At 45.2% G+C, this 23,726-nt stretch carries 23 protein-coding genes; 10 read left to right on the top strand and 13 right to left on the bottom strand.

Going from position 1 to position 23,726, the window contains the following annotated elements:
• Window positions 1-49 precede the first annotated feature (49 nt).
• Window positions 50-985: a ribosome small subunit-dependent GTPase A gene (gene rsgA / locus DF182_RS11505; RefSeq protein WP_113615764.1), complete on the top strand. Its 936-nt coding sequence runs from the start codon at window positions 50-52 to the stop codon at window positions 983-985.
• Here the strand turns inward: rsgA and DF182_RS32310 are convergent, their stop codons facing one another.
• The 3 genes from DF182_RS32310 to DF182_RS11500 are packed head-to-tail and all read right to left on the bottom strand — an operon-like array spanning window position 986 to window position 1,861.
• Entirely contained in the window at window positions 986-1,126 is a 141-nt protein-coding gene (locus DF182_RS32310; protein WP_153260002.1) for a hypothetical protein, read from the bottom strand.
• Window positions 1,127-1,138: 12 nt separating this feature from the next.
• On the bottom strand, window positions 1,139-1,288 hold the full coding sequence (locus tag DF182_RS32305) for a hypothetical protein (RefSeq protein WP_153260001.1): 150 nt from the start codon (window positions 1,286-1,288) through the stop codon (window positions 1,139-1,141).
• A gap of 42 nt (window positions 1,289-1,330) precedes the next feature.
• Window positions 1,331-1,861, bottom strand: coding sequence for a gamma carbonic anhydrase family protein (locus tag DF182_RS11500; RefSeq protein WP_113615763.1), 531 nt, complete (start codon window positions 1,859-1,861; stop codon window positions 1,331-1,333).
• 85 nt (window positions 1,862-1,946) lie between these two features.
• Between DF182_RS11500 and DF182_RS11495 the strand changes: the two genes are divergently transcribed.
• The gene (locus DF182_RS11495) at window positions 1,947-3,128 is read left to right on the top strand and encodes an aspartate aminotransferase family protein (RefSeq protein ID WP_113616855.1); all 1,182 of its coding nucleotides are present in this window, start codon (window positions 1,947-1,949) and stop codon (window positions 3,126-3,128) included.
• A 37-nt stretch (window positions 3,129-3,165) separates the two neighbouring features.
• On the opposite strand, the gene DF182_RS11490 is transcribed toward DF182_RS11495, so the two are convergent.
• The 6 genes from DF182_RS11490 to DF182_RS11460 all read right to left on the bottom strand — a co-directional run bounded on the left by DF182_RS11490 (window position 3,166) and on the right by DF182_RS11460 (window position 12,400).
• Entirely contained in the window at window positions 3,166-3,633 is a 468-nt protein-coding gene (locus DF182_RS11490) for a hypothetical protein (RefSeq protein WP_147243416.1), read from the bottom strand.
• Window positions 3,634-4,202: 569 nt separating this feature from the next.
• On the bottom strand, window positions 4,203-4,820 hold the full coding sequence (locus DF182_RS11485) for a hypothetical protein (RefSeq protein WP_147243415.1): 618 nt from the start codon (window positions 4,818-4,820) through the stop codon (window positions 4,203-4,205).
• Between the two features lie 7 nt (window positions 4,821-4,827).
• Window positions 4,828-8,547, bottom strand: coding sequence for an RHS repeat-associated core domain-containing protein (locus DF182_RS32580; RefSeq protein ID WP_211327096.1), 3,720 nt, complete (start codon window positions 8,545-8,547; stop codon window positions 4,828-4,830).
• A gap of 187 nt (window positions 8,548-8,734) precedes the next feature.
• The gene (locus DF182_RS11475) at window positions 8,735-9,178 is read right to left on the bottom strand and encodes a hypothetical protein (RefSeq protein ID WP_113615760.1); all 444 of its coding nucleotides are present in this window, start codon (window positions 9,176-9,178) and stop codon (window positions 8,735-8,737) included.
• Window positions 9,179-9,497: 319 nt separating this feature from the next.
• Entirely contained in the window at window positions 9,498-9,893 is a 396-nt protein-coding gene (locus DF182_RS11465; RefSeq protein ID WP_113615758.1) for a hypothetical protein, read from the bottom strand.
• Window positions 9,893-12,400, bottom strand: a complete 2,508-nt coding sequence (locus DF182_RS11460) for a DUF5686 family protein (protein WP_113615757.1) — start codon at window positions 12,398-12,400, stop codon at window positions 9,893-9,895. Before DF182_RS11460 ends, DF182_RS11465 begins: the two co-directional genes overlap by 1 nt.
• Before the next feature lie 134 nt (window positions 12,401-12,534).
• Here DF182_RS11460 and DF182_RS11455 point away from each other — a divergent pair, with 134 nt between their 5' ends.
• The 5 genes from DF182_RS11455 to DF182_RS11435 are packed head-to-tail and all read left to right on the top strand — an operon-like array spanning window position 12,535 to window position 15,961.
• Entirely contained in the window at window positions 12,535-13,185 is a 651-nt protein-coding gene (locus DF182_RS11455) for a hypothetical protein (RefSeq protein WP_113615756.1), read from the top strand.
• A gap of 1 nt (window position 13,186) precedes the next feature.
• Window positions 13,187-13,483 (top strand): winged helix-turn-helix domain-containing protein, encoded by a 297-nt coding sequence (locus DF182_RS11450; RefSeq protein WP_113615755.1) that lies wholly within the window; start codon window positions 13,187-13,189, stop codon window positions 13,481-13,483.
• A gap of 52 nt (window positions 13,484-13,535) precedes the next feature.
• Complete coding sequence (gene creD / locus DF182_RS11445; RefSeq protein WP_113615754.1) at window positions 13,536-14,864, top strand: cell envelope integrity protein CreD; 1,329 nt, start codon at window positions 13,536-13,538, stop codon at window positions 14,862-14,864.
• 5 nt (window positions 14,865-14,869) lie between these two features.
• A complete protein-coding gene (locus tag DF182_RS11440; RefSeq protein ID WP_113615753.1) occupies window positions 14,870-15,232 on the top strand; it encodes a diacylglycerol kinase family protein in 363 nt (120 codons plus the stop codon).
• Window positions 15,233-15,280: 48 nt separating this feature from the next.
• The gene (locus DF182_RS11435) at window positions 15,281-15,961 is read left to right on the top strand and encodes a DUF1361 domain-containing protein (RefSeq protein ID WP_113615752.1); all 681 of its coding nucleotides are present in this window, start codon (window positions 15,281-15,283) and stop codon (window positions 15,959-15,961) included.
• A gap of 126 nt (window positions 15,962-16,087) precedes the next feature.
• Here the strand turns inward: DF182_RS11435 and DF182_RS11430 are convergent, their stop codons facing one another.
• Window positions 16,088-19,489: a hypothetical protein gene (locus tag DF182_RS11430; protein WP_245957410.1), complete on the bottom strand. Its 3,402-nt coding sequence runs from the start codon at window positions 19,487-19,489 to the stop codon at window positions 16,088-16,090.
• 57 nt (window positions 19,490-19,546) lie between these two features.
• On the opposite strand from DF182_RS11430, the gene DF182_RS11425 reads away from it, so the two are divergent.
• The gene (locus DF182_RS11425; protein ID WP_113615751.1) at window positions 19,547-20,188 is read left to right on the top strand and encodes an MBL fold metallo-hydrolase; all 642 of its coding nucleotides are present in this window, start codon (window positions 19,547-19,549) and stop codon (window positions 20,186-20,188) included.
• Between the two features lie 47 nt (window positions 20,189-20,235).
• On the opposite strand, the gene DF182_RS11420 is transcribed toward DF182_RS11425, so the two are convergent.
• The 3 genes from DF182_RS11420 to DF182_RS11410 all read right to left on the bottom strand — a co-directional run bounded on the left by DF182_RS11420 (window position 20,236) and on the right by DF182_RS11410 (window position 22,775).
• Window positions 20,236-21,771 carry an oligosaccharide flippase family protein gene (locus DF182_RS11420; protein ID WP_113615750.1) on the bottom strand — a complete coding sequence of 512 codons (1,536 nt, stop codon included), beginning with the start codon at window positions 21,769-21,771 and terminating at the stop codon, window positions 20,236-20,238.
• A 42-nt stretch (window positions 21,772-21,813) separates the two neighbouring features.
• Window positions 21,814-22,212 (bottom strand): alternative ribosome rescue aminoacyl-tRNA hydrolase ArfB, encoded by a 399-nt coding sequence (gene arfB / locus DF182_RS11415; protein WP_113615749.1) that lies wholly within the window; start codon window positions 22,210-22,212, stop codon window positions 21,814-21,816.
• Between the two features lie 107 nt (window positions 22,213-22,319).
• Window positions 22,320-22,775: a hypothetical protein gene (locus DF182_RS11410; protein ID WP_113615748.1), complete on the bottom strand. Its 456-nt coding sequence runs from the start codon at window positions 22,773-22,775 to the stop codon at window positions 22,320-22,322.
• Between the two features lie 92 nt (window positions 22,776-22,867).
• Between DF182_RS11410 and dtd the strand changes: the two genes are divergently transcribed.
• The gene (dtd, locus tag DF182_RS11405) at window positions 22,868-23,320 is read left to right on the top strand and encodes a D-aminoacyl-tRNA deacylase (protein ID WP_113615747.1); all 453 of its coding nucleotides are present in this window, start codon (window positions 22,868-22,870) and stop codon (window positions 23,318-23,320) included.
• Between the two features lie 53 nt (window positions 23,321-23,373).
• Window positions 23,374-23,700, top strand: a complete 327-nt coding sequence (locus tag DF182_RS11400) for a nucleotide pyrophosphohydrolase (RefSeq protein ID WP_113615746.1) — start codon at window positions 23,374-23,376, stop codon at window positions 23,698-23,700.
• Window positions 23,701-23,726 lie beyond the last annotated feature (26 nt).

Below are 23,726 nucleotides of genomic sequence, written 5' to 3'. Positions count from 1 at the left end.
GGCCGCTTTGTGTGAAAAAATTACCTTTGGGGAACAATAAAATTTTCTATTGCAAGCAACAGTATATAAATCGACAGGCAGCTGGTATGTGGTGAAAACTGCCACAGGAGAAACATTTCAGGCCAGGATGAAAGGGATATTCAAAAAAAATGATGATATCACTTCCACCAATCCTATTGCGGTAGGCGATATTGTGGAGATTGAGCCCGATGACAGCGATGCCAATGCGAAAAACGCCATGATCACTGCGATCGGGGAACGGCGCAACTATATCGTGCGCAGCTCTCCCCATGGGCGTAATAAAAAACATATCGTGGCCGCCAATCTGGACCAGGCCATGCTGATCTGCACTATTAAAGAGCCACGTACCTCTCTGGGGTTCATTGACCGTTTTCTGGTAACGGCCGCAGCCTATCATATTCCGGCCATCCTGGTGTTCAACAAAAAAGACATCTACAAGGCGAGGGAAATGGAGCTGTTTGAGGCTATTGAGGCTTTATACACCGAAATAGGCTATCAGGTGAAGCTGATATCTGCTACCGGCAAAGAGGGTATTGAAGAGATTCAGGCCATCCTGAAAGACAAAACCACTTTGATGTCGGGTCACTCCGGCGTGGGTAAGTCATCGCTGATCAATGACCTGATGCCCGGGCTGGACCTGCGCACCACTGCTGTCAGCGGCTGGAGCGGTAAAGGGCTGCATACCACTACGTTTGCGGAAATGTACGACCTGCCGGGAGGTGGTTGTCTGATAGATACCCCCGGAGTACGTGAATTCGGTATTGCGGAGATTGAGAAGACGGAGCTGTCTCACTATTTCCTGGAGATGGTGCCCTTTCTACCGCAGTGTCAGTTCAACAACTGTCTGCATCTCAACGAGCCCGGGTGCGCTGTAAAAGCAGCCGTAGAAGCCGGAGACATTGACCCTGAGCGATATGTGAGCTATGCTACCATCCTGGAGAGCATCCAGGAAGAACAATACTGATTACTTTTTCGGTTTGTTGAGTTCATCGAGGACTTTTTCTGCGCCCCAGTTGCGGCGGGGCAGCGGGCAGCCTTTTTTACGGGTACGGCAGGCGGTAAGAGTCATGATGGCCAGCAGGGCAAGGACGATTATTCTACGCATAACAAGGTTTTATTAGAATAAACGCATTTGTTTGCCAGCTTTGCGGTTGGAACGCTGTAAATCTTTTTTATTGTAACCGGTGGCGGGACACCCGTATTTCTGCGAAGAGCAGCCTGGCAGTAGGATAGCTGCCAAAAGGAGCAGGCAAATAAACGTTTTCATAGAGGGATATTTGCCTGCAATATAATATTTTTACCTAAAGTGTTATTTTTTCTCCTCCCCTTCTGAGTACCAGGAAGCGTACATGTTGTAGTTGTTGGAGATACGATTGATTTCTCCCTTGATCAGTGCCATATCAATGTCTTTCACTTTTTTGGCAGGAACGCCTGCCCAGATAGTACCGGGTTCTACATGGGTACCTGCGAGGATCACAGCACCGGCAGCGATGATGCTGTTGCTGCTGATATGGGCGTTGTCCATTATGATAGCACCCATGCCGATCAGTACATCGTTATCTATCGTACAGCCGTGCAGGATGGCGTTATGACCGACAGATACATTGTTTCCCACAATGGTTTTGGACTTCTCATAGGTACAGTGGATCACGGCGCCATCCTGTATATTAACATTCTCCCCCAGCCGGATGCTGTTCACATCACCACGAACAACAGCATTGAACCATATGGTACAACCTTTACCCATTACTACATCGCCTACGATAGTGGCATTGGGCGCGATAAAGCAGCCTTCAGCAATCTGTGGTGTAAATCCTCTTACTGGTATAATATGAGACATAACTGATTGTTTTAATGCTTATGTTACAAAGATAACAATTACTAATTAGCGGTTGTTTTCTACCTTCGCAGAGAATGTAAGAGATATGAACAACAGGCAACTTTTTTTGCAGCACGTAGCGCAAACATCAGATGCACCGCTGGCCCTGGAGATCGTGAAAGCGGAAGGCATGTACATGTGGGATGTCAACGGGAAGAAATTTCTGGACCTGATTGCAGGCATCAGCGTATGTAACGTGGGACATTGTCATCCTGCCGTGGTGAAAGCCATCCAGGACCAGGCACAACAATATATGCACCTGCTGGTATATGGAGAGTTTGTACAATCGCCCCAGGTAGCTTATGCCCAGGCACTAACAAAACATCTTCCTGAAAACCTCGACTGCGTATACTTCACCAACTCCGGCGCGGAAGCCGTAGAAGGTGCTATGAAACTGGCCAAACGTTTCACCGGCAGAACAGAGATCGCAGCCTTCAATCGCAGCTATCACGGTTCCACACAGGGCGCCCTCAGCATCCTTGGTGATGAATACTGGCGTAATGCCTATCGCCCGCTGCTTCCCGGCATACAACACCTGGAATACAATAACTACGCCTCTCTGGAACTCATCACTACCAATACTGCAGCTGTATTCGCAGAAAGTGTACAGGCAGAAGGTGGTGTGATAGTGCCCCAACTGGAATGGCTACACGCACTTCGTGCTAAATGTAACGCTACCGGCACCCTGCTGGTACTGGACGAAATACAGTGCGGTCTTGGTAGAAACGGTACGCTCTGGGCTTTTGAACAACTGGGTATTACTCCTGATATTTTATTGCTGGGCAAAGCTCTCGGTGGTGGCATGCCACTCGGTGCTTTTATCTCTTCCCACAACATCATGTGGAGCCTTACCAACAGCCCGGTACTCGGACATATCACTACCTTTGGCGGTCACCCTGTAAACTGCGCTGCCGGTCTCGCTGGTTTCAACGCATTACTGGAAGCAGACCTGATCAAAGATGTGAAAAGAAAAGGTGAGCTTTTCCATCAGCACCTGCAGCATCCGGCCATCAAAGCGGTGCGTTCTCTCGGGTTGATGATGGCGGTAGAACTGGAGAATTTTGCAGTCAACAAAAAAACAATTGATTACTGTATTGAAAATGGGGTGTTAACCGACTGGTTCCTTTTTGCACCGGAATGTATGCGGATAGCACCACCACTGATTATTACAGATGAAGAGATCATACATGCGTGTAAGGTGATCTGTGAAGGATTGGATAAATTATAAAAAAAAGCGGCAGAGAGATCTGCCGCTTTTTATCTTATCAGCTTTTGATTTTTGAAGCCGACTTCTCTCGTTCAATTCGTTTTTTCTTTAGCTCTTCAGGCGTATAGAAAATGACTTTACTGATTTTAGTGGCATCATCAGAAAAGAAGAAGATGTCAGCCTGATATTGTTCAGGGAATTGAAGTTCCTTATTGTAATAGCAGTAGCTATAACGTGTACCTTCCTTCTCTTTTACAGGAATAATACCCGGATCTGCTTTTTTTATGGCGATAGCAATTTGCTTGGTGGCCTCTTTCAGCTTGTCTTTAAACGTTTTGTTTACGATGGTTTTGTGCCCATCTATCATAGAGATGGCGTTGTCCTGCATATCCTGTTCCAGGAAATACATGAATTGAATAGCGGTTGTTTTTTGTTCCGGAGTCCCGATTTGTTGGGATTGGGCTTGAGTTACAGCCCACAGACAGGTGAAAAACAAAGTTGTAAAAAGTCTTAACTTTTTTTGCATAGGTCTAAGGAAATAATGTTGTCTCTTTTAATGATGGTTACTGCTCAAGTAGCAGTTTTGTAACAGCGGTGCAATGATAAATAATAAAATGGCAATAATCAATCGGGTTTGGGATTACTTTCACTAAACTGGCTAAGAGAATAGCGTCTTTCATTACCGTCTTCTGTGTATTTATTAAAATTAGAAAATCGAGGTCGTGAAACCCCGATTTTTATGTTACACAGTTCGTGAAATAGTGTCGAATACTACCCAGATATGCTGATACTGTTGCTTATATGCTTTGTTAAAGCCAGGCATTTTCCTTTTTCTTCCGGGTTGGTGAATTTGCATATTACATCAACTACAGCGAGCCCTTGGGTAGTAAAAAAGACTCTTCTCTCAACAATATATCCAGATAATGTCCGGACGATTGGTGTTTCATATACTATGGATAACATCTCTTTGCCTTCACATTTTACCATTCCTTTATCCAGGATGATTATACTTGGATCGAAATGCAGTAGTTCCTTGATATAATTAGTTCCTCTTCCGGTTCGGCGTTCACGCGGCGGTAAGTATGAACGGCGATATTATCTCTTTCGTTTTAACTCCTCATCATTAATGATTGGAAATGAAATCAATCTCCCAACATCTGTAAGTGGAATAGATAGGCTATAATCAATTTCCACTCGATTGCCTTTTTTAAAAGTCAAAACGGGATATAGCAATACACCATATTTCCTTAGCTCAATTGGGATAGTATCCTCAAACATACTTTTCTTAATAATAGTATCAAGAATGTATTTATCGTTTAGCTCTATTTTTAAAGAAGATTCAAAGTTGTGCGTTACAAATTCTTTAATCCCGTAGACCTCAATATACTTTTCTGGTAAGGTTAGGGAGCTATCATGCGTACAATAATATTGGAAATCTACTTTCACTTTACTATCTCTAAAAATAAATGTTGTATCAATTTTTATAGAGTCGTTATATCTTTGTAAGTATGAATTATAAATATTACTAAGTTCCAATGAATCCTCATCGAACCCACTATTAATTTTACCTTTAAGTTTATTTAACTCCGGATTATCCTTTTGGGGATTGATGATTTCCTGACCTCCTTTTTTACTATTTACATTCTTGCAACCAACATAAAGATGCGCTGAAATTAAAATACTAATAAGTAGTGTAATGTAATATTTCATCATTTTTAATTTAATGACTATAAATCTTTTTCTCATAGACATCCTGAGCCGCGGACCTCCACATGTTATATACATTATTGAATCCCTGTGCTTTAGCATCAGCAGCCATTTTTAAATACCTTCCCATTTCTTGTCTTGCTTCAACCTTAGAATTAAGTTTGGAGAAGTTGGATAAGGGGTTGCCACTTTGTGGTGAAATAGAAACAGGATCGGGCTTTGTGTCCCATTTATAATATCCAAATACTCCATTACCCAGTTTCCCTTCACCAATAGTTACCGTTTGCTCATTAGGACCAACTCCACTTGAAGATTGGATCATAGTAAAACTTATTATATTCCCATCTTTATCTTTATTGACAGTAACTACCAATCCCGTATGATAAGGATATCCTTTATCAAAATGAAAAGTTACAATATTGCCGGAAGTAACATCTTTTTGCCCCAATTGTTGGGTGTTATTCTCAATGTTAAGTACACCTGATGACTCACTTCCATTATTGGGATCTGCTTCTCCTCCTGCCACAACGGAGTTCGAAACTAAACCAGAACAGTCACAAGTACCACCGGGCCCATGTTTGGCCCCCATCTCATATTGATTACCGGATTTTTTTTTCTCCACATATTCCTTCGCACGATCAATAGCATTCTTCCTTTGTGTAGAATCTCTACCATCTGGATCAATCAAATTTACAGGGTCGTTGTATACATATGCATATGGTGTGTAATTAAAATGATTCTTTTCAATTAAAGGGTCCATAACATGCCATCTTCCTATCTGTTGGTCATACATTCTTGCTCCATAGTCATACCATTCAAGTCCACTTCCATCTCCAAACTCTTTCGTCTGTAACTCCTTCCCATTATATTTCAATCTATTCTCCGAATAGTTAGTGCTCTTCAACGCATTCGAACTGATCCCTGCCATCGTCAACCCAAACGGATAATAATGCGTCTCCTCCAGTACTGACCCTGTTGTATGGGTTACCACCACATTATCAAAGAACACGTCCTGCGGACTTTCATTACTGGTATAAACATAAAGGAACCCGCTTTGAGTGATCGGCATTTTATCCTGGGCTAATGTCTGCAACTGGTCTGGTTCTGCTTTGACCTGTTTCACACCACTGTTTGTTTCTACTAATTTAAACTGATCATCGAACAGTACAAAATTAAGATAGGCTTTGGGTTTGTCTGTCTTGTTCTGATCAGGATTTTTTTCTTTTAGTTTACGGTAATCATTATTAAAGAAATTGCTATTGAAAGGTGTCTGGCTGGCCAGTGCATCGCCACCATGATTACCAGCGTCAGCTGGTGTGCCTCCAAAAGCGTGTATAAGATCAGCCAGCATGTTTTCAGCCGGTAACTCGGGAGATTTTCGTTCTTGTGGGCCGGTGGATTTATAGAATGCCTGGGCGCCGATCTGAATGGTGTCTCCGGCCATTACCCGCAATACTAATGATGGACCTATTTTTTTGCCTCCATTTTTAGCATTGAGTTTGGCAACGAATTCATTCTTCCCGGCATTTTGATCCGTAGGGTAACCTACTGGCTTGCTGGCCCTGGTATCGTCGATATTGCTGAAAAGAGTTATTTCTTTGGCAGCAGCTGCTGTTTCCATGGTAGCAACATAGGTATTGACATCATTGACATGAGTCAGTACCAGCCTGGTATTACCAAGGTGGTCCTTTACAAAATAGTCAAAGACATATGCAGGGGCCTGACCTGCTTTATAGGCAAGGCGGATGCGGCCTTCTTCCTGTGGTGCGAATTGAAGTGTATCATTCTGATACACAAAACCACCGATGTAGTCTGTAATGGTGGTTTTAGGAGAGGGGCCTGTTATATCCACTACTTGCTTCCGGATTTTATTGCCAGTAGCATCATATTGGTAGCTAATTGATCCTTTGTTGTCTATCTGGATCAGGGAAGGCAGATTCAGATGATTATAAGTAATCGAACTGATGGATTTGTTCAGGTCTTTGATAAGATTACCGTTGGGGTCATAATCATAATCGTCGCCTGTATTAGTACCATTTTTGAAATCTCCCAATAAATCGTTGACAGTACTACTGTCGCTAACAGCAGATAATTTATTACTATTATCACGATAGTCATATTTTAAACGGTCCAGTTCTACCGGAGCTGTTCCTGACATGCCATATTGTTTCATGCTCCGGATGTTCCCGTTGGCGTCATAGGTAACCCAATCGGTGGAGAAGTTCATTACACTTTTTTCCCAGCTGCTTCCAGGGTTGTCCTGTTGCGTGAAGTTAGCTCCTGTAAGACGATTGGCCTGGTCATACTGATATCCGTAGGCACGAGGCTTTTTATCGTTCCATCCTTTCCAGCGGATACCGGCGATGTTACCGTTGAACTGCGGATCTTTAAAGCCCTGATCATAATTCAGTTCCTGCCCGAAATGTGAAGGACTGTTGTTGGTATTATTGAGATAGTCTTTGTTGATACTTTTTAACCAGCCTCTTATATTGTATTCATAAGATAACAGCTCTATCGGATCAGAACCGGCTTTTATCCCTAATGATTTGCTCCTCAATTGCCCCAGTTCATCATACTCATTGCTGGCAACGGTTTGCTCTTTTGAGATATCATTATTGACTCTTTTCCTTACTGTAATAACACGCCCGGCAGCATCATATTCTGTCATCGTTAGCACAGTAATTTGTGGAGTGAGTCCACTGCGTGGATTTTTATGATTGAGGTAATTGGAAAGCAACTTACCGCTGAAATCGTACATGTTAGTGGCAATATCCTGTCCTCCAGATGCGTTATCGCTGATAAGTTGTACTACTCTGCCTTTGTTGTTGTAATAAGTGGTGGTAGTAAGCCATTGATCGGTGTCCAGTACCCGCACTTTCGTACCGGTAACTAAACCTGTCGTCATATTGCTGACAGCAAATGGTTCTGAGTAGGGATTATTGCCGGCATTCAGTTTCTGTGCTTCAGTTGTTATCGGGTCCTGTTTGCCTGGGAAGCTGTAACCATCGTAGAATGTAAAAGTCAGCGGTGTTAATGAAGCGGCAGGTATGCCCGGTAAAGGATTGCTGATATTGAGATTCAGGTTATCGCCTTGAAGGGTAGGATCAATGAATGCGTCTACATTTCCATTTTCCCCGGAATCAAATCCTGGTTCAAGGTTCACGCTTTTTCTCGCCTTGTAAATATTTCGATCGTGTACAGCTACTACCAGGTCTTCAATGGCAGGGAACTGGTACGGTAATGAGCCATTGGTGCCTGTTGCAGTGTTCATAGCAGTCTGGAGGTCCTGCCGGGAAGTTGCGGAACGATAGATAGCAGTTTCTATGGGACGGTTAAGTACATCGTAAAAGGTAACGAGCCATTTTTCCTGACCAGGTTTCCTCATATTGCCATCACGGGTGAAAACGAGTCTGTCCCTTATATCATATACCATCTCCACAGCCGCTGCTCCCGGTATCTTTTTAATGATCATCCGGTTGCGTTGATCATAGGTATATTGAAAACAAAGTTCATCTGCTAACGCAGCTACATTGCCACCCGCATTGATTTTTTCCACTGCCAGCGGGGGCAGAACAAAACGAAGATTATTGAGATCATCATATACATAATAGGTGGATAACCAGCCAGTATGGCCTTTCCCCGGATTAGTGGAGGCTTGTACCCTTTTCAATACGACACGACCATCTTTGTCTTTAAATTCAGCAACCTGGTTGGTGGCTTCATCGGTTATCAAATTTTTGTATAGCTGAACAGGAGGAAATCGGCATGCTACACTGTCAAAATGGAAAGGTATCGCGGTATAGGAACAGGATAACAAATATTTCGAACAGCTACATGATAAATGTACGTATTAATCCTGATAATAAAACTGTTACCTAAAACTGCAGTTTGTAGCTTCGAAACCGTTGCCATGCAATCTTTCACTTAAACATTGTATGCCGGTTCACAAACATTATGTTGTCGCTTTCAAAGCTAACATTAACACCTGACGTGCTTATATTTTTCTCATGATCATAAATTTCTAATATTCTCTTGTCCGAGTCAAGCAATATATCATATCCTGTTTTTGTTGTAACAGGTACATAACCGTAAAACTCGGCATAGCCTTCTTTTATCTTGTATGGGAATACTGCTGAATGTATAGAGTCGGTAAACGCATTAGTATTTGTTTTTTCAACTTTTATTCTAATAATCCCATAGGCATGATTACCCGATACATTTAAAGAAACTATCTTTCCCGAAAACCTTATGTGGTTCTTGAATAACGAGTTGTATTTATCATCATTCCGGATGATTGACCTGCACCAGGCACAAAAAAATATGATAAAGATGGTCGTTAATATAATTAGTTTTCGTGTGCTCATCTAGGTTAGTTAGATATTTTTCCTCTGTCCCCATTCTGGCTTCTTTTTCATGCATTCGTAGAGGAAGGTATACTTCAAATAGATTAAAAATCCGGAGAATAATTCATTGTCTGCGTTGCTATTATTGCTTCTGACTTTCGAATTGAATGCTAAGATATATTCCGGGTTATCAAAGGAGGGGTATTTCCATGCTGGAGTTTTGGGATTCAGGATACTATCTGCAGCGCGGGCTATATTGCGCCACCGGATGGAATCGTTACAGCAGACCACCAAAGCCACATCAACAGATAGAAGTAAATATATAAAAAATTGAATTGTATCAGGCGTTCAGCCGGCTTAATTCCAGTAAAACCTGTTTAGAGAATATCTCCAGGGAATCTCCTTCAAGAAAAGATAAATAGAAATAATATTCACCTGCTGTGGTCATCTCGTGCAGATTGTTGTTCATTTCAAAACGTCCACGATAGAAGAGATCCATATCATTGCCTTTCCCCGGTTTGGTAGGGTTGAAGTTGCAGTAACCTAATCGGGCGTCGTGAAAGGAAATGATGAGTTTATAGTCATCGTTGATGAATCTTAATTCCAGTTTTTTCTCTGCCAGGCTATAAGTGATGCGGATGCATTCAAAATCATTGTGCAGATCGTAATACTGATCTCCTATTTCGCCGGAAAGCAGCGTTTCAAACAGGTCGATATGTGTTACATCTTTGATCATCAGAACTGCAGTTTAAAGCTTCCAAACACACCAAACTTCTTATTAGCTGGTTCTTCAGGCAGCACATCCGGAGCTACGCGCCAGATAAAGTCTACCCGTAGGAATTTGAAAATGTTTTCGATGCCGGTGCCAACTTCAAGGTAGGGATTACCTGCCAGGGTACGGAAAGGATAGCCGTTGTTGAGGTTCAGCTGTTTATTAGCATTGGAGAGGGAGCCAACGATACCTTTTGCGGTCCAGAACTGGCGCCATTTCAGCTTTTTGATCAGCGGGATATAACCGAAGATACCATTGCCGATGGTGTGTTCGACGTTGAAACCTACATATTGATCGCTGATGAACTCGAAGCGGTTCATCATGTTGAATGCGTATTTGTTGTAGTAGTAGATTTCGTTGCCGGGATGTACTTCGAGGGAAGTATAAGGTACGGTGCCGAAGATCTTACCACCGAAGACGTTGTAGTAGAGTGAGCCGAAGGGCGGTAGCTTAACGTAATCGGATACACTGAGTGATACCCGTTGATATTGCTGGCCACTGTTGGCGATGCCCGGAATGCCTACGGCGTATTTCATTTCGGTGATGGGATATTTACTTCCTAAGCTGATGCGGTAGTAGTTGCCTTCGAGGAACTGCTCATGGAAGGCCCAGCGTAATTTTAACTCCACTTCTGTTGTGGTGAGCGGATCACGGTTATTGGGTTCTTTGGGATAGAAGGCGGCGGTTGGCAATGGTTCATAAGGTCTGGCCTGTTTGTGCAACAGGGTGATCTGATGGGAGAAACCGCTGTAATATTCCTTGAAGAATTCCAGTCTTTGTTCCTGAATCATCAGGAACTTCTGCGGGATACCGTTTTTCCGTATGGCGAGGGTGAAGATGTTATCGGTGCCTACTTCATCGTAGTAGTGGGAACCGTTGTCAAGATCTTTCGTATAGGCGCCATAGAGATACATGCGCGGATGTCTTTTCAGCAGCCATAACGCAGACATCTTTCCTTTGTAAACGTTATCACCGAAACCGTAGGCCAGGTAACCGTAGAGGTATATATCCTTATTGAATTTAGGCGTAGTACCGAGGTCGAGTCGGAGGCGGAATCCTTCCAGCCTGTTTTGAGAGAAGAGGTAATAGTAAGGTCCCCATTCAATTGGTCCCAGTGGCTTGTAGCCGGTGGCCAGAAAACGGATGGTGTTGGAATACTTCTGGAACAGCGGCATACGTTGCAGGGTATCGATCATCTTGTAGATGCCGACCTCGTTTTTGCTCAGGTTCTCGGGGCGGTTGTCGTCCCAGAATGATTCTTTGCGTATGCGGGCACTATCAAGCACTACTACAGCTTCCGGATATTTTCTGTTGCTGAAGATGTTGGTAGCGGCAGTATCATTGGTGATGACGTTATCGTAGGTGGTGCTTTTGCGTCCGATGAAGTCGAAGGTTTTGCCTGGCTTGGGACTGGGCGCCCAGAAGTCGGCTACAAATTTATCCTTGTAAAGGAACCAGGTGCTGTCGTGCAGCTGTCTGAATTCCTGTACCATGCTAACACGGTGTACAAAGTTGATGTTGGCATCTTTGGGAACAGACAGCGTCGCTTTCATGACGGCATAGGTGGTGTCATGTACCCAGATATCACCGATAAAAGTGTTTTCTCCTTTGCGTTTAGGAGAGAAATTCAGTTTGATGAACCGTTGACTGCTGATGTATTGTGTGTCAGCGATTTTATAATCGTAGTAGAAGGCGCCGTTGTGATGTATAGGGCTTACAAACTGTTTGTCGAATACCGGAATGAAATTATCATAGATATTGACATTCTGATACATGCCGCCGAGAAACTTGGTAACGCTTTCATTGTCTATGCCGGAAGTACGGGCAGCTTTAATGATTTCCTTTGTTTTGCGGGGGCTCGACTGGTAGTAGAAGTCTGACAGGGATTCTGTCAGGAATATGGGTAGAAAAGGTTTGTCTTCCGAAGTACTGTCGATGTTATTGAGAATAAAAGCAAACGGTTTGGTAAACCTGTTTCTGGACAGTTTTTCCTTGTTAAGGTTTTTCATGTCCAGTTCAAGTTTGTTGTATACTTCGTATTTATAGTTATCCAGCCGGTTATAATTGTTCTCCGGTTTATGGCGGACGATCTGTTTGAGGAGGATCAGTGCCCAGTTAACGTTAGCTTTGATTTCGTATGTTTTGAGAGACAGATCGGAGCGGGTAAGGTCGAAGTTGACAGTTTGTTCTTTCAGGCTGCGGTTAACGGGCATTTTAAGAATGGTATATCCCATTACCCTTACCAGTAGCGAATCTGCAGGGATAACATTTAACTCGAATACATATTTTCCTTCAGCGTTACAAACCATACCGGTCTGTGTATGGTCAAACTGAAGAGTAGCGAAGGGAATGATTTCCTGGGAATGCGCATCTCTCACTGTTCCACTGATCTTATATTGCTGCGCCTTCAATGCTGTACAACAAACACTTACGCCTATTAGGACTGCTATAATTCTTTTCCAACCGAACATATCAACAACAATATTAAAATATTTAGCGCGAATCTGTATATCTGCTTTCCTGTAGGTAACGCAGTTATAACAAAAAATTATATTTTGATATGAATGAATTTTTTATAACTTTGTAGTGCAAAGTACTTTTTAGTATGACAGACCAACAACACCTGCAAACATTAACAGACATCAAGCGTATTATGGAGCGTAGCAGCCGCTTTATTTCTCTCAGTGGACTGAGTGGGGTATCTGCCGGCATCTGCGCACTGGTAGGGGCCTGGCTGGCGCGTACATGGCTGACAGCCTATTATGATCGCTGGGATGCTTCCGGCATTTATGATATGGCGGATTTTGCGGAGCTGAAGCTCAGGTTGATTGCGCTGGCACTGGCTGTAATGGTGGCGGCGGTAGGCGGTGGAATATTTTTCACCTGGCGCCGGGCGAGGCGGAATAATCTGCCGGTATGGGATGTTACCAGCCGGAAGGTGCTGATGAATGTTTGTATTCCGTTGGCGGCTGGTGGCGCTTTTGCAGCCGGTTTGCTGTACAACCATTTCGAAACACTGGTGGCTCCCACCTGTCTTGTCTTCTATGGTCTGGCATTGATCAACGGTAGTAAGTACACTTTGCCGGATGTACGTTACCTTGGTCTTCTGGAAACCATTCTGGGTATCGCCAATCTTTTCTTTTTGCGCAAAGGGCTTTATTTTTGGGCCGTAGGATTTGGTGTACTGCATATAGTCTACGGGATATTGATGTGGTGGAAATACGAAAGAAAAGAAAGGGAAGCATTCAACATATAGCATGAATCCGATCGGAAACTTAAATAAGATTTTTGAAAGCCGGATACGCCTCGGCGTGATGAGCGTATTGATGGTGAATGATGAGGTCAATTTTAATGACCTTAAACAGATGCTGGAAGTAACAGACGGTAATCTGGCCTCTCACCTCAATACGCTGGAAGAAAACGGCTATATCAAGGTATATAAGGGGTTTATAGGTCGTAAGACCAATACCACCTATAGTATTACCGCTACCGGAGAAAAAGCCTTTAAAGGACATCTGGCAGCCCTCGAACATATGATCAAATTCACGAAATAATTTTTTTTGTCCTTTCACTTTGAAATACAAAGTACTTTTAAAAAAATAAACCATGGAAATTCCCGCTAACAACGACACCCCGTCTTTTTTTGCCCGTTATGCTTACGCCCTGAAAGCACTGTTCATCGTGATCATGGTCCTCGTACTGCTGATACCTGCAAGCATGATCCAGAACCTGATCTTCGAACGGCAAGACCGGCAAACATCGGCCACTGAAGAAGTCAGCCACCGCTGGGGATACGAACAACAAATTACCGGCCCTTTACTGGCCATTCCCTATACCGTGGCATCTTCCGGCGCCATATCCTATGTATATCTGTTGCCGGAACAATTAAAAGTCAATGGTGAATTGTTACCCCAAAAACTCAGAAGAGGCATCTTCAACGTAGCCGTTTATGATGCCAAACTACAGCTGAGCGGTACCTTCAGCCCCACTGCCCTCCTCAAATCAGGCATTCCGCCATCTGCCCTGAAATGGGACCAGGCAGCCATCATCCTGGGTATCAACGACCTGCGTGGCATAGGCAACCAGGTAAACATGACATGGAACGGTAAAACCTTTCCATTCAGCCCCGGCGTGGTCAACACAGACCTGTTCAAAAGTGGCATTCAATCACCGGTATCGCTGACTCCCGGCGATACCGGCGCCCTCGCCGGCTCCTTCGTAATGGAACTGAGTGTAAAAGGCTCCGGCAAAATCAGCTTCTCCCCTATCGGTAAAACCACGACCGTCAACATCAGCTCCGCCTGGCCCGACCCCAGCTTCGACGGCGCTTTCCCGCCCAAAGACCGCCGTGTAGACGCTAAAGGTTTCAGCGCCCTCTGGGTGGTGCAGGACCTGAACCGCCAGTTTCCCCAAAGCTGGACAGGCAACAGGTACAATATCCACAGCGATGATTTTGGTATCAAACTCTTTATGCCGGCAGAAAGTTATCAACAGTCCAGCCGCGCTGTTAAATATGCCATCCTGGTGATCGGCCTTACCTTCATCATCTTTTATTTCATCGAGCTCTCTCAACGCCGCGCCATTCATCCATTACAGTATGCCCTCATCGGCCTGGCCCTTTGTATTTTCTATACTTTGCTGATATCCATTTCAGAACAGCTTAACTTTACACTCGCCTATCTGATTTCCAGTGGGCTCACCATCGGCCTGATAGCCCTGTATACAGCCAGCGCCTATAAAAGCAGTCGTATTGCTGCAGGCATCGGAGCTACCTTGCTGGTCCTGTACGGCTTCATTTATGTGATCATCAGCGCGGAAGACCAGGCTCTCCTGATGGGTAGCATCGGTCTCTTCCTCGTGCTGGCTGTCATTATGTACTTCAGCAGGAATATCCGGTGGGATAAACTGTCTCAAAAATCATCAACAGCAGCATAGATATTATGAAAAATTCTTATTTCAGCAGACGGATAGCCAGTTTCGGATATGCATTCAATGGGATAGCCGCCTTCCTGTGCAGTGAACCCCATGCCCGCATACATGCGGTGGCCACCATCGTAGTAACTGCGGCCGGCTGCTGGTATAAGTTGACAAGGATGGAATGGATCTTGCTGATCATCGCCATCGCGATGGTATGGGTCACAGAAATGCTGAATACCGTCATCGAAAAAATAATGGACCACCTGTCGCCCGACTACCACCTCAAAGTGAAGTGGATCAAGGATGTGGCGGCAGGTGCCGTGCTGGTGGCCGCTATCGCTGCTGCTGCCATCGGAGCCCTGATATTTATTCCGCATATTCTGTAAAAACAGCTATTCGTCCCGTACCATTAACACATTAAAAACAAATGAAACATGCGTTTGAAAAGTGCCATCCGTTTGATGCAACAGCGAATTGCCCGTAACCAGCAGGTATACACCCTGTATTTCTCTATCCTCTTCAGCTTGGCATTACTCTGTTTTCGTATATACCATTCCGGTAGTTACCTGCGTATCTCGCTGATATGGAATCTGTTCCTGGCTTATATTCCTTTTGCCATCACCCGGTGGATGGAAAAACATCCGGCAGAAGTCAGCAACCGCTATGCCTGGTACGGATATTTTGCAGTGTGGCTGCTGTTCATCCCCAATTCACCTTATATTCTGACAGACCTGTTTCATCTCTTTGATGGTGGCGTGCCGCTTTGGTTCGACCTCTTTGTTATCTTTTCCTTTGCCTGGAACGGCATGATGCTGGGCTATATCTCTATCCGCAGTATGGAGCAGTTGTGGCAGGCAAGGCACACCCGTTGGCCGGCATGGCTGTTTACTTTCCCGGTGATGTTCCTCTGTGGTATGGGCGTATATATCGGCCGCTACCTGCGTTACAACAGCTGGGACGTGGTAAAAGACCCGCTGACGCTCCTGTGCGACATCCGCGATATTATATTGCATCCCGTGGAAAACCGCACCGCCTGGGCCTTCACCATCTGTATGGGTGTTTTCCTAAGTCTGATGTATCCCCTGGTAAAAAAACAAAGTGGTGAATCTGCTTAATATATCTTCCTAAAAACAAAAATCCCGTTTGATCATCATCAAACGGGATTTTTTTATATAAATCGCTTCAATCTTCTCTTTAATCTTCTTCCATCAGGAGCATCAGCCCCATCACATCCATCACCGTTAGAAATCCACTCCCATACCAAAGTACCAGATCGGGCTGCCGCGGAAGAATGCAACCATCGGCCAGCCGGCGTCTACACGAAGGAAGTATCCGGCGATGGTAGTACGTGAACCGAAACCATAACCACCGATGAATGGTCCGAGGAAGCCTTCTTTGATACGGGTGGTCACCAGGCCGTTGTTATCATTGTAGTTGGTGTAATTGGCATCTTTAAAGCTCAGCTTCTCATTCCAGGCAGTACCGATATCCATAAAGGTGGTCACCTGGAAGTTACGCAGGAATGCGGAGTTGATAGGTTTGTTGATGAACGTGGCGAATACCGGTAACCTTAATTCGGTGTTCAGCAACATCACGTTGTTACCATTTTTCGCATTCTGTTTGTAACCGCGCAGGTTTTCTGCCAGTGTCTGGAAGGCGTAGTTGGTATTGGGATTAACCGGTGTATTGGTGTTGATCTGCGGATTCAGCCAGTTGTCGATACCACCCAGGTAGTACAACAGCTTACGGGTACCCCAGGAGAGGTCAGCTGAGAAACGGGTTGCCCAGATGAAGTTGCGGTAAATCTTCTCATAATGCCTTACATCGATACCCATGTTGTAGGTAAAGCGACCGTTAGCGGCCGGTGAGTTAGGATTGAAGATCTCGTTCAGTCCGCCGTTGGTCAGTTGGGAATTCAGCTCTCCATATATTTTGTAACGGGTACCATTCCATATGTTGATAGCTGGGTTGATGGTATTGTCGTACACATATTCCAGGCGACCGATCGCGTAGTTTTCGCTGTAGTTTTTGCTCAGCAGGGAAGGTTTTTCCACAGCCTGGGTAATGAGCTTATCAGTACGAAGACCAACAGACAGACGGATGCTCCTTACCTGGTCAAACGGATAACGTACTTCCGCCTGATACAGGTTGGTGATGAACTTAGCCGGTGCACGGAACTGGCCCAGCTCCGGATCGCTCACGACCACATCGCTGTTCTTATCTACCTTACGATAATAGGTGAACTTATAATCGAAGCGTTTCTTCAGGTACGAAGTCGTGAAGAAATATTCAGAGCCCTGCAGCGATGATGGAATACGGAAACCACCGCTGAATTTCAGATCTTCAAACAGATCGCTGACGCCTATACGAATTAATCCGTTTACCGGATCTGTCAGGCGGATAGGACCGGAAGGAGGACCGGTAAATGGCTGGTATTTATTGATTAATACAGAGTTGTCCAGCTGCAGGATCAGGTAATCAGAAGCAAACTTGAACTTGTAAGGGAACAGTTTAGACTTTTTCAGTACCGGTTCTTCTTTTTTCTTTTCGAACAGTCCTGGCACGGTAGGTACGGAAACCACATGGTTGGTGGTGTCAACCGGTTCGTTACCAAATTCGTTCTGGAAGAAGTTGGGATGTGAGGTGGTATCTTTGGCCGGGGCTGTATAGGTAGGCAGTCCCAGGCGCAGACTATCTGCATGCATTTCTGCTTTGCGGTAATTAGTTGGTCGGGCCGTTACATTCCTTTTCTTCAGTACGTTGGTATCTACCTTCAGCTTCATCAGCCTTTTGATATCACCATAACCAACTACTTCAGATACTTCTCCCTGTTCGCCGGTAATACGTGATTCCTGGATACCGTATGGATAATTGGATATCGGGAAAGTGTAGGTGGAATCGTTGGTGATGGCTACAGCCTGGATGGAATCAGGGGCTGTGGCGCCATAACTGGCGAGGGCAGAGTCCAGTTCTTCCTTGTCCGGATTGTGCAGTATTTCAGAGCCTACGAAAAACAGGGAGTCCACACCGGCGGCCTGTGATCTGAAGAAACCGGCATAACGGTTACGGATACCGTTGGCGTCAGATACAAAGGTGAAGTGATGGGTGTTGTACTGCATAGGCAGACGTGCATCGCCATACTTCAGGTCGGTGAGCTGAGTGATTTGTTTTTCGCTGCTTTTGTTCCAGTTGTCCACCATAAAGATGTTGTACGGTCTGCTGGGCAGGGAGGTGTCGCTACCTCTGCCTTTAGGACCGGGTCTGTTGGACGCGTAGATGATGCCGCTTTTGCCCGGGAAGGCTGCAAAAGACGGATCGAGGTCATCGTACACGTCGTTGGTGATCTGGTCTGTTTTGGAATTGCTGATGTTATAGGTAAAGATGTCGGTATGACCATTTTTGATGGCAGACAGCAGCAGGGTATTCTCCATTACAGGCATGTATTTGAAATCCACTACCCTGTCGAACTGCGGCAGATCCTGACGTATAGTCGTTTTAGTTACCAGGTCATAGATCATCAGTTTGGTTTTGCCTTCATGTTCGTATATCACTGCGATGCGGTTGCCTTTGGTGTTCCAGGCCATCAGCGGATAGTTGGGATCTACCTGGTTGGCCAGCTGCATAACACCGCTGCGCAGCAACACTTTAGGTTTGTTCCATCCCAGCTGTATCTGTACGCGGTAGACGCCTTTTTTGAACTCTACCACGGCATATGAGTTGTTTTTAGGATTGGGGTTGAAGCGGTAGTAGTCGGATTTGCCGATTTCCTGTGCTACAATCACACGACCTTTGGCAGATGTTTTTCTGCGGCGGTTGTCTTCTGCAAAACGTTTCTGATAAAAAACGAAGAAGTCCTGAGTAGCTTTTTTGGGTGTCTGGTTGAGCACCTGTTCAAAACCTTTCTTCAGTCCGCGGTTGATGCGGGTGATATACATGAGGTAAGGTACTGCGTCCTTGCCATATTTGCTTTCCACATAGTACCAGAAGGCTTGTCCGGCCAGCAGTGGCTTGTCGTAGGCCAGCTGGTTGAAGTTGGAGTATTTTCCGGACAACAGGATTGCTTTCAGCTCTTCATCCAGTTTGGCGCTCCAGTTTTCGGCTGCATAAGCAATGAAGCCGTCGGTAAACCATTTTGGGAAATCTATCAGGGCGGCGTTACCGGCAAATTCTCCGATATCTTCACCGAAGAGGAGTGTTTCCAGTAATATACGGGCTATCCCCTGGCGTATCTGGCGGCGAAGGTTATCGTGATTGCCATCAAAATACACAATCATCTTATTACCTACCAGCTTAGTGACGCCTCCGGTATTCTGCCAGTCGATGCCAATACCGATATTGGACTGTTTCATCTCACCGAAGCTGTTGTACACCACGATATTGATACGCTGGCGGGGATTGGATTCCATAAACTGCTCTATGGAAGGCAGTTCCTTTTCGGCTATCTGAACAACATATTTCCCCAGTTCCAGCCCACCCTGGCTGAAATAGGTGTTAAAGTGCCGGCTTTGGTAATACCTCCACTTGAAATTTTTAAACTGAACACGATTTTGGCCGAATTCTACTGTATTTGTCTGGGCTTTTGTAACTATCGTTCCAAGTAATAGGGTACCTAGGACTAATAACCGGGTAATAAATCTGTTCATACAGAAAGTATTGATAATATTGTGATCAGTTTAAAATTAGCTAAAAATCAGGTAACAATGATCGAAATCCAACAATTCACCTTTGGTCCTCTTCAGGAAAACACCTACCTGCTTATTAACGGAAAAAGGGAATGTATAATTATAGACCCGGGTTGTTATTTTCAGGACGAAAGAAAAGAATTATTACAATATATACAAACGGAGCGCTTAAATGTTACGAGATTGCTGAATACACACTGCCACTTTGATCATATATTCGGCAACAAGCTGGTAGCGGATACGTTTGGGGTAAAGCCTGAAATACACAAAGACGATCAGGTAGTGCTGGACAACTCTCAGGCAGTGGGAGCGATGTACAATATCCCATTTGAGCCCTCTCCCATGCCGGGTCGTTACCTGGTAGAAGGAGAAAAGATCCCGTTTGGCGGCCACGAGCTGGAAGTACTGCTGACGCCTGGTCACTCTCCTGGCAGCGTGTCTTTTTATTGTCCTACCCAGCAGTTTGTGATCGGAGGCGATGTGCTCTTTTATCAAAGCATCGGCCGCACTGACCTGCCGGGAGGCAATCATGCTACCCTGCTGCGCAGCATACGGGAAAAGCTCTTCGTATTGCCGGATGAGGTAAGGGTATTCCCCGGGCACGGTCCCGCCACTACGATCGGCTTCGAAAAGAAATATAACCCTTTTTTACAAGAGTAGCGCCATCATGATCAGGTTATATGTTCGCATATAACCTGATCACTGCATTACCGGATATATTTTCCGATAAACGGCATCCTGGCAAATTCTTTCTTCTCCATCCGGAAGATAAACCACGTATAGGCGCCAAAGAAAGCGGTGGCTACCAGCAGCGACAGCGGCTTCAGTGCATAAATGTCGCGTGGGGAAAGTACTTTGGCATTCAGCCAGCTATATACGTAATAGGTGAGCACTGCCACAACAATGTAGGTGACCAGTTTGGGAAGATGATATGGGATGGGATAATATTTTTGTCCGAGTACATAACAGATCACCATCTGGATAAAATAACATACCATGGTAGCCAGTGCGGCGCCATAGTAGCCCATTACCGGTATCCACCAGTAGTTGAACAGGAAAGCCAGTACAGCCGTGATCAGTGTGATCACTGCGCCCGTTTTGGTCCTGTCCGTCAGTTTGAACCAGATGGTCAGGTTATAATAGATGCCCAGGAACATATTGGCCAGCAGTAACACCGGTACTATGCGCATACCCTGATAATAGAAGGAAGTACGCAGGAATGCTTTCCAGACATTAAGATAAAGGCTTACAAAGAGGAACATGAGGCATAACATCACTACAAACAGCTTCATGATACGGGCATATATCCGTTGCGGGTTTTCGCTTTCAGCCTGTTTGAAGAAAAAGGGCTCTGCTCCTAACCGGAACGCCTGTATGAACATGGTGATCAGAATGGCCAGTTTATAGTTGGCACTATACAGGGCGATAATTTCCTTTTTGGCCTCCATATTGTTGCCGGGCAGGAACTGAGGCAGAAACCAGGCCCGGTCAAAGGTTTCATTGACCATGCCGGCCATGCCCACAATGATCAGGGGCAGGGCGTAATGAAGCATCTGCTTCCAGAGGCCCAGATCAAATTTCCATTCTATTTTTCGGATCTGTGGCAGGAACAGCACCAGTGTGAGGGCGCTGCCCAGCATATTGCTCAGATAGATATAACCGGTCATGTCACTTCCACTGTGCGGGTTGGGTACCCACTGATACCCGGCTGCAGCCAGCTTGGGACAGATGACCAGGAAAAAGATGTTAAAGAAGATGGTGGTCAGTATACCGGCCAGCCTGATGGCGGCGTATCGCACCGGCCTGCCCTCCAGCCGCAGCTGGGCAAAGGGAATGGCCGTCAGCGCATCAAAAGCCATCAGTAATACCACATAGGTATAAAAGGCCGGATGCCCGGTAAGTCCCGCCAGCTCTCCTGTATAGGAGTTAATTACCGTCCCCTTCAGCAACAACAGCAACACGGTGATAGACAACGTCGATATCAGCAGTGAAATGGTGGACGTACCCAGCACATGCGCCTGGTTCTCCTTTTTGGCAAACCGGAAAAAGGCCGTCTCCATGCCGTAGGTGAGCACAATATTGGCAAAAGGAATATAGGCATATACGTTAGACATCTCCCCAAAGGAGGCCTTTGTTAAAATGCTGAGGTAAAAAGGAGTAAGGAAATAATTGAGCAGTTTGCTCATTATGTTACTCAAACCGTAATAAACCGTCTGTCCTGCCAGTTTCTTGATACTGCTCAAACCCTGAAAATTTTATGCAAATTACGAATTAGTGCCGCGCTGTCACTCAAAATTTCCTCTACGCTGCTGTTTTTTCTCCGATAGGCGCTTCTTAAACTGGATCCGTTTTTCAATGACGGCTTTGGAAGGCTTGGTGGCTACTCTTTTCTTTCGTGGTATCAATGCTTTGTTAATTAAGTCATTGATTTTGAAGATAACCTCATGTTTGTTGCCCAGCTGGGTACGTGCTGTCTGTGATTTTACCAGCAGCATTCCTTCTGAATTGATACGGTTGGCCAGTTTCTCGCGCAGTGCCTGCTTCTGTTCAGGGGTTAACAGGGCGGAGGCTTCTATGTTGAAATAAGCTTCCACCATGGTTTCCACCTTGTTCACATTTTGCCCGCCCGAACCGCCGCTGCGGGCCGTACGGAATGTGAGCTCAGGTGTAACGTCAATGTTCATTGTATGATTGTTTTTTATAATGCAAATTTACGCAAATAGGGGGGCAATTTATTAAATCTCTCTGAAATCCGCCCGGGAATGGTGTTGCGCTTTTGCAGTTTATAGCCTTACAGGGAGTAAGGGATCAGGTAAACACCTGCCGAGTCTTTTTTGAGCGGGACCGGATTCTCTCCCAGGGTAACTGCGTTGATAGCGGTCACGCAACAATTAATCTCTTTTGGGGTGATGGTCAGCTTTTCCCTTGTCGCTTTGCCGGGTCTGCCCACTTCCAGTTGTAAATTTGGCCAGGATTCAGGACCATAAAGCACATTTTTATCCCATGGTGCCTGGTGGCTCTCCAGTACTTGTTTGCCATTGTGAATAAATCGGATGCTGTCAACAGGTATCGTGGCATGAGCCCCGAATACCAGGTCGTCCCCGTTTCTGGCATCCACTATCCGGAATCTTAATGTTTCGCTGCTAAAACAGCAATTAGCACAAGGACTTTCATCTTTTTTGCTGTTATTACTACAGGCACTTATCAACAGGACAATTAACAAAACACAGGGTAAAAGGCGGGTCATATTATTTTGATTTTGGTAAATGTTAAGCGTGCAAAACCGGTAAATGTTACGCCTGATTGTATTAATTTCCCGCTTTCTTAAACAGGATAAATATGAGAGTAGTCATACAGCGTGTGTCGCAGGCATCGGTTACTGTAGATGGAGTAGTCACCGGTCAGATAGGCCAGGGACTGGTGGTATTGCTGGGCATCGAAGATGCCGACGGGCAGGAGGATATCAATTGGTTAAGCAGCAAGATCGTTAACCTGCGCATCTTCAACGACGATGACGGTGTCATGAACGTTTCCGTGAAAGATATGCATGCCGACATTCTGCTGATAAGCCAGTTTACGCTGCATGCCTCCACCAAAAAAGGCAACAGACCTTCGTATATCCGTGCCAGTAAACCAGATGTGGCTATCCCGTTATATGAGAAAATGTTCCTGCAGCTGGAACAGGACCTGGGTACCACCATCCAGCGTGGTATCTTCGGAGCCGATATGAAGGTGGCGCTGATCAACGACGGGCCGGTCACCATCATCATCGATAGCCATAACCGTGAGTAGATTAAACCATTGTTCATACAATCCGTTATCTTTAAAACTTTAATTCATTATCCATGACTATACAGGAAGCGCAGGAAAAGATCGACAACTGGATCAACACAACCGGTGTACGGTATTTCAGTGAACTGACCAACATGGCCATTCTTACAGAAGAAGTGGGAGAAGTAGCCCGTGTAATGGCCCGGCAGTATGGCGATCAGTCTGCTAAAGAGAGTGATAAAAAAAGAGAACTCGCCGATGAGCTGGCCGATGTGATGTGGGTATTACTCTGTATTGCCAATCAAACCGGTATAGATATGACAGTGGCCCTGGAGAAAAACTTCGAAAAGAAAAATATCAGGGATGCTACCAGACATACCAGCAACCCGAAATTAAAATAATCAACACTACCCCACCCCGCCTATAA

Origin of the sequence: Chitinophaga flava (assembly GCF_003308995.1) — a bacterium.
Taxonomy (GTDB): domain Bacteria; phylum Bacteroidota; class Bacteroidia; order Chitinophagales; family Chitinophagaceae; genus Chitinophaga; species Chitinophaga flava.
This window is presented reverse-complemented; position numbering and strand designations above follow the sequence as displayed.

Coding starts and splice junctions, on each gene's coding strand:
- DF182_RS32310 (WP_153260002.1), bottom strand. CDS start 1,126: ATGCGTAGAATAATCGTCCTTGCCCTGCTGGCCATCATGACTCTTACC.
- DF182_RS32305 (WP_153260001.1), bottom strand. CDS start 1,288: ATGAAAACGTTTATTTGCCTGCTCCTTTTGGCAGCTATCCTACTGCCA.
- DF182_RS11500 (WP_113615763.1), bottom strand. CDS start 1,861: ATGTCTCATATTATACCAGTAAGAGGATTTACACCACAGATTGCTGAA.
- DF182_RS11495 (WP_113616855.1), top strand. CDS start 1,947: ATGAACAACAGGCAACTTTTTTTGCAGCACGTAGCGCAAACATCAGAT.
- DF182_RS11490 (WP_147243416.1), bottom strand. CDS start 3,633: ATGCAAAAAAAGTTAAGACTTTTTACAACTTTGTTTTTCACCTGTCTG.
- DF182_RS11485 (WP_147243415.1), bottom strand. CDS start 4,820: ATGATGAAATATTACATTACACTACTTATTAGTATTTTAATTTCAGCG.
- DF182_RS11475 (WP_113615760.1), bottom strand. CDS start 9,178: ATGAGCACACGAAAACTAATTATATTAACGACCATCTTTATCATATTT.
- DF182_RS11465 (WP_113615758.1), bottom strand. CDS start 9,893: ATGATCAAAGATGTAACACATATCGACCTGTTTGAAACGCTGCTTTCC.
- DF182_RS11460 (WP_113615757.1), bottom strand. CDS start 12,400: ATGTTCGGTTGGAAAAGAATTATAGCAGTCCTAATAGGCGTAAGTGTT.
- DF182_RS11455 (WP_113615756.1), top strand. CDS start 12,535: ATGACAGACCAACAACACCTGCAAACATTAACAGACATCAAGCGTATT.
- DF182_RS11450 (WP_113615755.1), top strand. CDS start 13,187: ATGAATCCGATCGGAAACTTAAATAAGATTTTTGAAAGCCGGATACGC.
- creD (WP_113615754.1), top strand. CDS start 13,536: ATGGAAATTCCCGCTAACAACGACACCCCGTCTTTTTTTGCCCGTTAT.
- DF182_RS11440 (WP_113615753.1), top strand. CDS start 14,870: ATGAAAAATTCTTATTTCAGCAGACGGATAGCCAGTTTCGGATATGCA.
- DF182_RS11435 (WP_113615752.1), top strand. CDS start 15,281: ATGCGTTTGAAAAGTGCCATCCGTTTGATGCAACAGCGAATTGCCCGT.
- DF182_RS11430 (WP_245957410.1), bottom strand. CDS start 19,489: ATGAACAGATTTATTACCCGGTTATTAGTCCTAGGTACCCTATTACTT.
- DF182_RS11425 (WP_113615751.1), top strand. CDS start 19,547: ATGATCGAAATCCAACAATTCACCTTTGGTCCTCTTCAGGAAAACACC.
- arfB (WP_113615749.1), bottom strand. CDS start 22,212: ATGAACATTGACGTTACACCTGAGCTCACATTCCGTACGGCCCGCAGC.
- DF182_RS11410 (WP_113615748.1), bottom strand. CDS start 22,775: ATGACCCGCCTTTTACCCTGTGTTTTGTTAATTGTCCTGTTGATAAGT.
- dtd (WP_113615747.1), top strand. CDS start 22,868: ATGAGAGTAGTCATACAGCGTGTGTCGCAGGCATCGGTTACTGTAGAT.
- DF182_RS11400 (WP_113615746.1), top strand. CDS start 23,374: ATGACTATACAGGAAGCGCAGGAAAAGATCGACAACTGGATCAACACA.